Source organism: Bifidobacterium sp. ESL0784 (genome assembly GCF_029433295.1).
Classification (GTDB): Bacteria; Actinomycetota; Actinomycetes; order Actinomycetales; family Bifidobacteriaceae; genus Bifidobacterium.
The window spans coordinates 394268-406896 of the sequence record NZ_JAQTHV010000001.1 but is presented as its reverse complement, the minus strand read 5'-3'; the positions used below and the strand labels follow the sequence as shown (position 1 = coordinate 406896).

The 12629-nt window shown below is 57.4% G+C and carries 10 protein-coding genes; 8 read left to right on the top strand and 2 right to left on the bottom strand.

Annotation, left to right across the window (positions count from 1 at the left end):
- Window positions 1-106: 106 nt before the first annotated feature.
- Window positions 107-1219, bottom strand: coding sequence for a hypothetical protein (locus PT279_RS01525; protein WP_277164784.1), 1113 nt, complete (start codon window positions 1217-1219; stop codon window positions 107-109).
- A gap of 324 nt (window positions 1220-1543) precedes the next feature.
- Between PT279_RS01525 and PT279_RS01520 the strand changes: the two genes are divergently transcribed.
- The 3 genes from PT279_RS01520 (at window position 1544) to PT279_RS01510 (ending at window position 4993) form a co-directional block, all read left to right on the top strand.
- Complete coding sequence (locus tag PT279_RS01520; protein ID WP_277164781.1) at window positions 1544-3664, top strand: maltotransferase domain-containing protein; 2121 nt, start codon at window positions 1544-1546, stop codon at window positions 3662-3664.
- Between the two features lie 125 nt (window positions 3665-3789).
- Window positions 3790-4284 carry an inorganic diphosphatase gene (locus PT279_RS01515; protein WP_277164779.1) on the top strand — a complete coding sequence of 165 codons (495 nt, stop codon included), beginning with the start codon at window positions 3790-3792 and terminating at the stop codon, window positions 4282-4284.
- Between the two features lie 139 nt (window positions 4285-4423).
- Window positions 4424-4993, top strand: coding sequence for a manganese efflux pump MntP family protein (locus tag PT279_RS01510; protein WP_277164777.1), 570 nt, complete (start codon window positions 4424-4426; stop codon window positions 4991-4993).
- A gap of 301 nt (window positions 4994-5294) precedes the next feature.
- Here the strand turns inward: PT279_RS01510 and PT279_RS01505 are convergent, their stop codons facing one another.
- Window positions 5295-6167, bottom strand: a complete 873-nt coding sequence (locus tag PT279_RS01505; protein ID WP_277164775.1) for a hypothetical protein — start codon at window positions 6165-6167, stop codon at window positions 5295-5297.
- A 315-nt stretch (window positions 6168-6482) separates the two neighbouring features.
- Between PT279_RS01505 and PT279_RS01500 the strand changes: the two genes are divergently transcribed.
- The 5 genes from PT279_RS01500 (at window position 6483) to valS (ending at window position 12473) form a co-directional block, all read left to right on the top strand.
- Window positions 6483-7253: a response regulator transcription factor gene (locus PT279_RS01500; protein ID WP_277164773.1), complete on the top strand. Its 771-nt coding sequence runs from the start codon at window positions 6483-6485 to the stop codon at window positions 7251-7253.
- 113 nt (window positions 7254-7366) lie between these two features.
- Window positions 7367-8035, top strand: a complete 669-nt coding sequence (gene nth, locus PT279_RS01495) for an endonuclease III (protein WP_277164771.1) — start codon at window positions 7367-7369, stop codon at window positions 8033-8035.
- An 85-nt stretch (window positions 8036-8120) separates the two neighbouring features.
- The gene (locus PT279_RS01490; RefSeq protein ID WP_277164769.1) at window positions 8121-9167 is read left to right on the top strand and encodes an ABC transporter substrate-binding protein; all 1047 of its coding nucleotides are present in this window, start codon (window positions 8121-8123) and stop codon (window positions 9165-9167) included.
- Complete coding sequence (locus tag PT279_RS01485) at window positions 9082-9654, top strand: hypothetical protein (protein ID WP_277164767.1); 573 nt, start codon at window positions 9082-9084, stop codon at window positions 9652-9654. The genes PT279_RS01490 and PT279_RS01485 overlap by 86 nt, the downstream gene beginning before the upstream one ends.
- 68 nt (window positions 9655-9722) lie before the next feature.
- Window positions 9723-12473 carry a valine--tRNA ligase gene (gene valS, locus PT279_RS01480; protein WP_277164765.1) on the top strand — a complete coding sequence of 917 codons (2751 nt, stop codon included), beginning with the start codon at window positions 9723-9725 and terminating at the stop codon, window positions 12471-12473.
- Window positions 12474-12629 lie beyond the last annotated feature (156 nt).

Below are 12629 nucleotides of genomic sequence, written 5' to 3'. Positions count from 1 at the left end.
ATGGAGGAAGAGCACCCGCAAGGGTCCTCTTCCAACTATTGGAGTCGCGTTCTCTGCCCGAATCCGCCAAGATAAACAGCGGGGAACACGACAAAATCTTTGATTGTTAATTACCTGAAATTATGTTGCCATTCCCGTCGACTTGATTCCCGTTTCGGTCAAGACAATCATGCGGGCCGAAGCACATAATGTCGTGATGGCCGCCTAAATCATCATGCGCTCCAGGATCATTTGAAGTTGCGACCCAGCCATGTATTTGGGGAACAGATGTTGTGGAATTCCGTGACCCAGAACCAGACGAGCCACCACGCGCCGAACCAGAGGACTTCGAGCGTGTCGAAGCCCGCTTCTGCGTAGCCTCGGCCTGAGCCTGCGCTGCGGCCTGAGCAGCCTCGGCATCGGCAGCAGCCTTCGCCTGCACACTCGCGTTGACTGCGTTTACCACTCCATCAAGCGTCTGCGCGGCCTGTTGCAAATCGGCAAGTTTGGATTGTTCATTGCCAATCAGCCTATTTGCCGCATCAACCTGTTGCGAAAGCACCGTGCGAGTCGCGTCATCAGCCACATTGCCGGCCGATGAATCCAATAGCTGCTTGGCTTGCCCCACCTTCGCAGTCAACGCATCGCGCACATCTTTCAATGTTTTCACGTCACGGCTCGCAAGCACCGCTTTCGCCGACGTTCCAACAGCCCTACGTGCCAACTTCAACGATTTCAGCGAAGCCGCAGCCACTCCTTCCTGCTTTTGGGCAGCTGTACGCGAAACCGCGTCACAGGCAGGTACGCTTCTTTGTGCCAGATCGCTGAGCTTCTTCTGATCACCGTGCAGCGTTTCCCAGGTTTTGCCATCAGCAACACCCTTCTTATCCGCTTTCGCCGCCTCGATCACTTTATCGTCAAGAGGAGCTCCGGCAAGCTTGCGAATCTGCGCCGCATATTGCCGACAGTTCGAGAGCGCTTCGTCCTTGGTATGGGCGTTGAAAGCCACCACACCGGCAGCGCCAGCCACAATGATGACAACCACGGCAATTGCGGCGATCCATACCGCCGGTCGCCTCCAGAACGGTAGCTTATCGCCACCGGAAGCAGCCTCGCCTTCATCTGACTGCTCATCACCAGCGCTTGGCGATGCTGCTTGCGCGTCTAACACATCGGGAGGCGGCGCACTCTTCTCTCCGCGTTCGTCGGCGACCTGCCCCGATTCCACCTCATCGTTCATCTTTCTCTCACTTTCTTGTTCACAACCCGATACTGCTATCGTTGCATAATTGTGCAAATTACCGTGCGGATTTCGGGTACTGTGGTCGAATGATAGGGGTCTCGGCGTGTTGTGGATAACTCGATTTTCACTATCCACATTTCGCCGTTTTCAGATCACCCTCGACCGATTCGTCCACATGATTATCAACTATCTCGTAATGCAAAGAAATAGTTATACACAAATTCTATCATTTTGTCTAAAAATAACGAAGGTCATCAAACCTGCCTTTACAATGATGACTACAGAACGAGTCACCGACGCGAAAAACGAGGCGGTAATAAGATGTCAGCCAATACAACAAGCCATGAATTCAGTGAGCCGGCAACGCCCAGCATCCCCATAAGCGCGCCTCGCCAATTCGGGCGGATAGTCATCATGTCGGTCACGCCAAGCGAGGAGCGCGGAATTTTCCCGGCACGCGTCGAATTCGGCGAAATGTTCACCGTCACGGCCCAAATCTTCATCGAAGGCCGCAGCCATACTGGTGCTACAGCGATTCTGAAAAATCCGCACGGCGAAATTAGGCAACGGATTCCAATGGACTGCGTTAATCCCGGCCTTGACCTGTGGAAAGCCAATCTCACCGCCGGCAATCCCAGCGATCTAAAACCTTGGGAAAAAGGCTTCGATGCAATCCAGCGGCAACTCGGCGAATGGACGGTCGTGCTGGAGGGCTGGGAAGACGTATATGACTCCTGGCTGGCAGACGCACGAATCAAGGTCAACGTCAACGACGATGCCGAAAACGCGTTGATTTCCGGCTCACAACTTTTCGTACGTTGGGCAGGGAACAAAGACGCCAAACTCAGTGATTCACAGCAAAACATCTTGCGAAAGGCCGCTCGACAGCTTGCCGACGATTCTCTGGAAATCAAGGAACGACTTTCTGCCGCCGATAACCCAGCGGTTGAAGCGTTGCATCGCTCCAACCCGTTACGCGACGGGCTTACCGCGAGCGACCCGCAACGTTTCAAGGTCGAGCGTCCCGAATCGAGCTTCACTGCATGGTATCAGTTCTTTCCACGCTCCGAAGGTGCCACGCGAGATCCAGAAACCGGCGAAATCACGCAGGGAACCCTTAAAACAGCGATATCCGGGCTCGATCGCGCAAAGGCCGAAGGCTTCGACGTCGTCTATCTGCCGCCGATATTCCCCATCGGCGTCACCAATCGCAAGGGCCGCAACAACGCTCTGATCGCAGGACCAACCGACCCCGGCTCCCCCTTCGGTATCGGTTCAGCGCTCGGCGGCCACGACACGGTCGATCCGCTGCTCGGCACGATGGACGATTTCAAAGCCTTCTGTGCCTATGCGCACAAGCTGGGACTGGAAATCGCGCTGGACTTCGCCCTGCAATGCTCGCCTGACCATCCGTGGGTGAAAGAACACCCGAACTGGTTCCGCCACAAGCCGGACGGCACCATTGCCTTCGCCGAGAACCCGCCGAAGAAGTATCAGGACATCTACCCCATCGATTTCAACATCGACATGCCCGGCATCGAGCGTGAGACCGAACGCATTATGGACCTCTGGATTTCCGCCGGCGTTACGATTTTCCGCATCGACAACCCACACACCAAGCCGGTGCGTTTCTGGCAAGACGTCATTGAAGCCGTGCAACGCAAGCACCCCGAAATCCTCTTCCTCGCCGAGGCCTTCACCCGCCCGGCCATCATGCGCGCGCTGAGCCTCGCGGGCTTCACCCAGTCACACAGCTATTTCCCTTGGCGCAACACCAAGGACGAGGTGGCCGAATACCTGCAGACCACCAACAGCGACGAGGCCTACTACCAGCACAACACGTTCTGGCCCACTACGCCCGACATTTTGACCGATTATCTGCGTGACAACGGCCCCGAAGGACACAAAGTCCGTGCAATACTTGCGGCTCTGGGCTCACCGTCATGGGGCATCTACAACGGCTACGAGTTGGTGGAAAATCGCCAGCAGGAGGGCCATGAAGAGCAAGCCGACAACGAGAAGTACGAGATCAAGGTTCGCGATTGGAACACGGCCGAGGAATATGGCATCACCACTTTGCTCACCGAACTCAATCGCATCCGCCACGAGCACCCCGCCTGCCGCAGTTATCACGATTTGACCATGCTCTGGACCAGCGATCCGAACATCGTCGCCTTCGCCCGCCATGTCCCAGCCATTCTCAACGAATCCGGCACAGACGACACCCTCATCGTCGCGGTGAACCTCGATTGCAAGGCCGCCCATACCTCAGAGGTCAACTTCGACCCGGCCTTGCTTGGTCTGCCACGCGACCACACCTTCGACGTTCATGACGAACTCGGTGGCGGCAGCTTCACCTGGTCCAGCAACAACAAGGTCACCCTCGACCCCGCCGAACGCCCGGCCTATATTTTCAGCATCGCCGGAACCATGTCGGACTGACAACAAATCACGGCCGAAGGCAAAATCAAGCGAATAGACGCATCGGCGTGTATCTGCGCTAGACTTGATTTCGGTAATAAAACCGTACACACAACGTACGCAAGGCACGTTCAAAAGGAGCAAACATGGCTGAAACGTTCAATGTCCTCGTTGAGATCCCGCGCGGATCGAAGAACAAGTATGAGATGGACGAGGAGACCGGCCGCATCAAGCTCGACCGCACCCTCTTCACCGCGATGGGCTATCCGGATGATTATGGCTACATCGAAGACACACTGGGCGAGGACGGCGATCCGCTCGACGCGCTCGTCATGATTCCGAACTCCGTTTTCCCCGGCTGCGAGATCAAGTGCCGCGCCGTGGCGCTCTACCACATGGAAGACGAAGAAGGCGGCGACGATAAGGTGCTGTGCGTGCCTGCCGACGTGCGTTTCGATGACATCAAGGATGTCGACGATGTCAACGAGTATCACAAGGCCGAAATCAAGCATTTCTTTGAGCAGTACAAGGCTCTGGAGCCCGGCAAGGAAGTCATGCCCGGCGATTACTGGACCGGCGCCGAAGAGGCCGAAAAGCAGATCGTTGCCGCTCGCAAGCGCCTCGCCGACCAGAAGAAGTGAGCAAGGACTTTAAGAAATAACGTTGCATTGAGTGCGATGCTGTTCGTCGCACGAGAAACATACGTTACAGGGTGTTGGAATCCATATACTGGTTCCAGCACCTTATTTTTATCCACTACGAATTCAGGAACCAACACTGATGATCGTCGAAATTCTGCTTATCGCGGTGTCCGTTTCCATGGACGCCTTCGCTATCGCCATTGGCAAGGGACTGGCCACCAAACACGTCAGGCCGGTCAATGCCATCAAAACCGCGCTGTGGTTCGGCGGGTTTCAGGCGCTCTTCCCCATTCTGGGCTACTTCTTCGCTTCACTGTTCGGCAAATACGTCGAAGCCGTGGACCATTGGATCATTTTCGGTCTACTCGCCCTTATTGGCGGCAACATGATTCGCGAGGCGTTCGGTGAGCCCGAGGAGGACGCCAAGGAGACTGCGCAATTCGACTGGCGCCACATGGCTCCGCTTGCCGTTGCCTGCAGCATCGATGCCTTTGCCGTGGGTGTGAGCTTCCAGTTCATGCCGCTCAACATCTGGGGAGCCGCTGCCATCATCGGCGTCATCACGGGTGCCTTCTCCATCGCCGGTCTTTACTTGGGTCATTCCATCGGTGTGCGCTGGCAGCAGACCGCCCAGATTATCGGCGGCATCGTCCTCATCCTCATCGGCCTGAAAACCCTGTTGGAGCACCTCGGCATCATCACTTGGTGAATATGCAAACATGACCGCCACATGCATATGCACAGCGAGCAAATGTCCAAACCCAATTCGATACAGCACTGAAGATCTGGCATACTCAAAAATGTGTTCGACGCTGTATCGAACAGCAGAGAACGGAATTTCAATCGAAATAAGGCTTCCCTGCTGCAAATATATCCATCACAGCAATTTGTCAGCCACCAGAATCATTGGTATTTCAACGTTTTGCAATTCTCAAGCAAAACACGACACAGCGCTGAAGAACAATCACGGCATCTACACTCGTTCCATGCTATGAATCGCGACAACACCATCAGCCAACAAAAGCAAGCAGCGCAACCACCGCGAGGAACACCACAAAGCCGCCGTACATAATCGGCATCAGAGCAAAGGAATACATGCCATAACGACGGAACTTCTGCACCTCTTTGGGATCGTTGGTATCTTGCTTAAAGCGTGTAATGGGACTTCCGGCAGCAAGGTAATCTTTCATCCATCTGGTCGAAGCCCACGACAAAGCAGCCAGCAAAGCCACGGCAATCACCGCGACCAACGCGACAACAAGCGGCTTACGAGCGCCCAGATTGCCAACGCCGAAATAACGCAGCAAGACCGGAGCGAACACCCAGCCCGAAGTCCCTGCCATCGCGACGTCAAACATCAGGCTGTGCGAAAGAGAAAGCACCATATTCGTCCGTTCGCGGCGCAGCATCTGATGCAGGAAACCGAGGATAACGAACGCCGCCAAGACAACCAGCAAGGCAATTGCCCAGATGGTGCACCAACGCAGCAACTCGTCGCCTGACAACGCATCGAACCGGGCGGATACGTGACGACGCAGTCCACGCGGCCCGGCCACGCGATCGGTCAGCGGCAACGCCTCCGCCAACGACGTCTGGGTGCCGTATATCAGTGCCAATCCGCCAAATGCCCCTACCATGACATCAAAGACGCTGCTATGCAATGGCCAGAGAATCCCTACAAAAAGTGCCAAAACCAAGGCAACCGCTGTAAAAAATCCCACTTCCATACGACCCTCGACAAAACATGCGGCAACCATCAGAACGGCAATGACAGCATATGCGCCGATCTCAAACACCACCATCTGCTTGGTGGAGCCTGTCGACGATTTGGAGTCCGCCACACTCGCAGCCTTTTCATTGTCGCCATTCGCCGCAGCAGCCATCCGTAACCCCGTTTCGTCTTACGCCACTCGTTTTTCATGCCATTTTACGCACGAAAATCCCGTCATCCAAAACCCTGCTGTCTGACTGTTTACCCGGCTTCAAAACCGTGGAAACTCCGGCGTAACACTGCCGACACAAACAGGGTTTTCTATAAGGAATATGGTAGCTGCCAGTGTCCACAACCAGCAGGTACAATAGAGACAATCGAATAAACCCCAATGACGTCGCACACACGGCGGCAAGCTATGCGTAGGCACTGCCGGAGATGGCACGGCCTGCAAAGCCATGGGGCCGCGATTGGGAGGGAGGGCTCAATGACCGATTTGACATTAATGACGATGGCCCCCAACCCTGCCAGCGTGCTGCCCAGTCTCGCCCTGCTTTCCTACCGCGTGCGCGTGCTGCCGATGGACGCCGCAAGCCTAGTAAAACTTCCGGAAAACACCATTCTTTTTCTTGATGCACGCGACGACCTCGCCAATGCCAAGACGCTGTGCAACCTGATTCACGCTTCAGGCCTTTCCATTCCGATCATTCCCATTATTACGGAAGGTGGCTTCACGGCCATCAACATCCAGTGGGGCGTGGCCGACGTCATGGTGAGCAGCGCCTCCCCCGCCGAGGTGGAAGGCCGGCTGCGGCTGGTCTGCGAGCGCGGCCAGGCAACCCCGACCATGTCCCGCACTTCGGTGGAACAGGAGAATTACCGCGAAGACGGGCAGATCCGTTCCGGCGATCTGGTGGTGGACACCAAGGGCTATACGGCCACACTCAACGGCGAACCGGTCAACTTGGCGTACAAGGAATTCGAGCTTCTGAAATATCTCGTCCAGCATCCGCATCGAGTCTTCACCCGCGCCCAGCTCTTGCAGGAAGTGTGGGGCTACGACTATTACGGCGGCACGCGAACCGTTGACGTCCATGTGCGTCGCCTGCGCGCCAAGCTCGGCGGCGAGTATGAGCACATGATCGGCACCGTGCGCAACGTCGGCTATCGTTTCGATCCGCCTGACGACGACAACGCCAACATTGACGGAAACGACGATAGCGACGAAAATACCGGCGATGGCGCAAACAACGCCTGAAATCCGCAAAATAGGTGACAATACGAAATTTTCGCGCCTATAGTGGCGAAAGAATCACCTGATTATCAATATTCGATAATCAGAAAACGTCTATACACAAGGAATGGAAGCCGATGCCTAGGGAAACCAAAGCGCAACGCGCAGAACGCATCCACGCCGAATACGACGTACTCTGCGAAATGTTTCCCGAGGCGATGTGCACGCTCGATTACGAAACGCCGTTCCATCTGCTCGTCGCCACCGTCCTGAGCGCGCAAACCACCGACGTGCGGGTCAACAGCGTCACTCCCGAGCTCTTCCGCGACTACGGCACACCAGAAACGCTCGCGGTGGCCGACCCGGAACGCATCGAAGACATCATCCATCCGTTGGGTTTCTACCATACGAAATCAGCGCATATCATCGAACTTGCAGCCCAGATCGTCCGTGATTTCGACGGCGTGGTGCCGCAGACGATGGAGGAACTCACCACGCTTTCCGGCGTGGGTCGCAAAACCGCGAACGTCGTTTTGGGCGACGCATTCGGCGTGCCCGGCTTTCCTGTCGACACGCATGTCATCCGCGTCACCGGCCGTCTGCGCTGGCGTACGGATTGGCGCAACAAGCACCCCGACCCGGTCAAGGTCGAAAAGGAAATCACGCAGTATTTTGAGCCGAAAGAATGGTCTGACCTTTCACATCGTCTCATCCTCTTCGGCCGCAACGTGTGCACCGCGCGCAACCCCGACTGCGAATCCTGCCTGTTGAACGACACTTGCCCCTCCGCTTTCCATCCACTCTGACCCGGCCTGCCTCAAAATCCATTGAGCCGCAAAGCTTTACCCGTTTTCAGGAATCGTTCAGCACCGGATAGTAGAATTCTGAGCTATGTCACGCCATAAGCAGCAAACGAGCGGGCCCGTAAGAGGCCTCGCCTTCCTCGGTGCTGCCGTCGCGCTGTTCGCTCTTGTCGGCGTCGGCTGGGCTCATTTCGGCCATCGCACCGGCGACGCCACGTTGCTTCATTCCGGATCGGAAGTCACCGTCGGCTTGGATGCCACGGCCCCGCAATCTCTCGATATTCGCAGCGTGCAAGGCAAGGAACTCGACCAGGCGCTCATCGGCAATGTCTACGAAACCTTGGTCGGCCGCGACCAGAACAACAAACTCGTCCCGTCCATCGCCAAAAGCTGGGATGTTTCGAAAGACGGCCTCAACTATACGTTCACGCTCAATCCCGATATGCGTTTCGCCAACGGCGACGCGTTGGATTCCACTGACGTGGTCTATTCGCTGCAACAGATCGTCAACAAAAACTACGTAGGGGCCGAGGACCTAACCGGCCTCAAATCCGTCAAAAACCCCGACACGTCAACGGTGCAAATCGCACTTTCCACGCCTAATCCGAGGCTGTTACGCACACTTTCCTCACGCGCAGGAATCGTCTACGACTCAGCTTCCAGCGTCAACTACACCAAGCAGGCCGCGGGCAGCGGTCCATTCACCGTCCATAGCTTCGAACCCGGCAATTCCATCGTTTTCACACGCAACCCTTTGTATTGGAAGCAGCAGGCGGCCAGTTCGCAGATGACCTTGCGCTATTTCGACTCCGCAGGAACACTGAACACAGCGATGAAAAACGGCGAGATCCAGCTCGCGGTGCTGCGCCCCTCGGACTCCCCGAAACCCTTCCAAGGCAGCAAAAAATACAGCGTCTCCAAGGGCTTGACCACTTCAAAAGTGACGTTGGCGCTCAATAACAGCAGCGATTCGATCTTCTCTGACGAACGCGCCCGCTCGGCCGTCCGCTACATTCTCGACAACGAGGCCATCACCAAAAGCCAGCCCAATGCGGCGTCCGTGCTCAACGGCCCGATCAGCCCCTTGGAACCCGGTTACGACGACCTTTCAGCGATATTCCCCGCACAACCTTGACGCAGGAAAGAACGACCTCAATTACTGGATAACCCGCCCCGGATATTTCGGCGATATCACCTTCCTGGTCCCCACCGAATACCAGGCTCTCGGCCAGCAGGTGCTCGACCAGTTCAAGACCACCCAGCTCCATCTTGTAATGCAAGTTGTTGACGACGACACCCTGAACCAACGGCTCGACAACGGCGATTACAAAATGGCCATCGTCGCCATGCAGGGGCCGGACGACCTGGGTGCGTTCGCCAATGGTCGCTTCGGCTATCAGAACAGCGAGGCCCAGCAGGATTACCGCAACGCCTTGGCCTCGCCCAACGACATCGAATACCAGCAGAATCTCCGCGCCTATGCCAAGACGGTGAGCTCCGACGCCGGAAGCGCTTGGTTCTACACCGAAAGCAGCATGGTGGCCGCAGACAACAACGTCACCGGTTACCCGAGGAATATGACCGACGAACTGCTGCCGCTACGCGATGTGAGCATGAAGTAGCAAACCCAACGCTCACATGCCAACCAGCGCGTTGTCTATGTCATCATTCCTTTCTAAAATTGGACGTTATGACTGATCAGGACAATAGCATTATCAATGCAAGCCTTTCGCCCCTTCCCGACAGGGTCGGCGTCGACGGCTTGGAAGACAAATGGCGCGCCGAATGGGACAACGACGGCACCTACGAATTCAAGATTCCGCGCGACGGCAACGGCGAGCCCGACCGCAAGGCCGTCTACTCCATCGATACCCCGCCACCTACCGTTTCGGGCAGCCTTCACGTCGGCCACGTTTTCTCCTACACCCACACCGACGTCATCGCCCGCTACGAGCGCATGAGGGGCAAACACGTCTTCTACCCGATGGGCTGGGACGACAATGGCCTGCCCACCGAACGCCGCGTGCAGAACTACTACGGCGTGCGCGTCGATACGTCGCTCAAATACGATCCTGATTTCAAGCCGCCGTTCGAGGGCACGCAGGGCAAGAAGCTCGAGGCCCGCGACCAGGTGCCGATCAGCCGCAAGAACTTCGTGGAGCTGTGCGAGAAGCTCACCGCGCAGGACGAGAAGCAGTTCGAGGCGCTGTGGCGTTCACTTGGCATGTCCATTGATTGGCGCCAGACCTACCACACCATCGGCGAGCACCCGCAGCGCGTGGCGCAGAAGGCGTTCCTGCGCAACCTCGCGCGAGGCGAGGCCTACCAGAAGGACGCTCCCGGCCTCTGGGACGTCACCTTCCAGACCGCCGTGGCGCAGGCCGAGCTGGAAAGCCGCGAATACGACGGCTTCTATCACCGCGTCGCCTTCCGTTTTGAGGACGGCACCCCGATTTACATCGAGACCACTCGCCCGGAGCTTTTGGCAGCTTGCGGCGCGTTAATCGCCAACCCTGACGATGAGCGCTACCAGAAGTACTTCGGCCAGTACGTCTACTCCCCACTGTTCAAGGTGAAGGTACCGATTCTCGCGCATCCGGCCGCAGAGATGGACAAGGGCGCCGGCATCGCGATGTGCTGCACCTTCGGCGACCAGACCGATATCGAGTGGTGGCGCGACCTCAACCTGCCGACCCGCCCAATCATCCAGCGCAACGGCCGCATCATCATGAGCGTGCCGGACTGGATCACGGACGTTGACGGCAAGGCCATCTTCGAGGAGACCGAAGGCAAGACCACCTTCACGGCCCGCAAGATCATCGTCGAGCATCTGCGCGAATCCGGAGACCTCGACGGCGAGCCGAAGCCCACCAAGCGTATGACGAACTTCTACGAGAAGGGCGACAAGCCGCTCGAGATCGTCACTTCGCGCCAGTGGTACCTGAAGAACGGCGGCACCGACATGAAGCTGCGCGCCGAGCTTCTCGAGCGCGGCAAGGAACTTCAGTTCCACCCCGACTTCATGCGCGTGCGTTATGAGAACTGGGTCAATGGCTTGAACGGCGACTGGCTCATCTCGCGCCAGCGCTTCTTCGGCGTCCCGTTCCCGCTGTGGTATCCGGTCAAGGCCGACGGCGAACCGGATTACGACCATCCGATCACCCCGAGCGAGGATCAGCTGCCGATCGATCCGACCAATGATGTGCCGGACGGCTACAGCGAAGACCAGCGCGATGTGCCTGGCGGCTTCACCGCCGAAAAGGACATCATGGACACCTGGGCCACCTCGTCGCTGACCCCGCAGATTGTGACCCACTGGGCCGAACCAGATCAGGAAAGCAAGGACCTCTTCAAGGCCACTTTCCCAATGGATCTGCGCCCGCAGGGTCAGGACATCATCCGCACCTGGCTCTTCAGCACGATGGATCGCGCTCATCTCGAGAACCGTTGCCTGCCGTGGGCGCATACCGCGCTTTCCGGCTGGATCCTCGACCCTGACCACAAGAAGATGTCGAAGTCCAAGGGCAACGTGGTGGTCCCCAAGGAGCCGGTCGACAAGTACGGCGCGGATGCGGTGCGTTATTGGGCCGCTTCCGCCAAGCTTGGCCTCGATGCCACCTACGACGAAGGCCAGATGAAGATTGGCCGTCGCCTGGCCATCAAGCTGCTGAACGCCACTAAGTTCGCACTGGCCATCGGCCGCGAAGATGACAACCATCATGTTGGCGCTGCCGCTACAGCCGCTTGGAACCCGGCGGACGTCACCGAGCCGCTTGACCGCGCGGTGATGGCGCGCCTGGCCTCAGTGATTCGTGAGGCCACCACCTCCATGGATGCCTACGAACATTCCAAGGCGCTCGAACTCATCGAGACGTTCTTCTGGCAGTTCTGCGATGACTACATCGAGCTGGTGAAGAACCGCGCTTACGGCACCGCCGATTCCACCGGCAAGACGCCGTCCGAAGCCGCCGTGAAATCCGCACGCACCACGCTGGGCTTGGGCCTCGAGGCGTTCGCGCGTCTCTTCGCACCCTACATGCCATTCGCCACCGAAGAGGTCTGGCACTGGATGCACGCCGGCGAGGGCTCCGTGCACACCGCCGCCTGGCCGAAGGCCGAACCTTACGAAGCCGCCGCCGGCGACGCCGATCCGGACATGCTCGTCTGGGCAGGTAAGGCGCTGGCCGAACTTCGCGGCCTGAAGTCGCAGGCCAAGGTCTCCATGAAGACCCCGATTCTGAAGGCTACGTTGAACGTACCCGAAGCCGGCAAGAAGGCGGTTGAGGAAAGCCTTATCGACATCGCCGAAGCCGGAAAGGTCACCGGCCCGCTTACGGTCGCGGTCGACAATTCGGCCGATACTCCTGACAACGAGATCGTGGTCAAGGTCAGCGACGCCGAACTCGGCGAGCCACCGGCCAAGAAGCCGAAGAAGAAATAACCTTCCGCCGCAAAACCGGTAATAACAAACGCGAGTGGGGCTGCACGTTCAATCGGTGCAGCCCCACTCGCGTATTCTTATCTCCTTTATGCGCTCCTGTCAGCAACGGCCCTCGGGCGAATGACGTTTTAACGCTTATGTTTTAACCGTTACGTT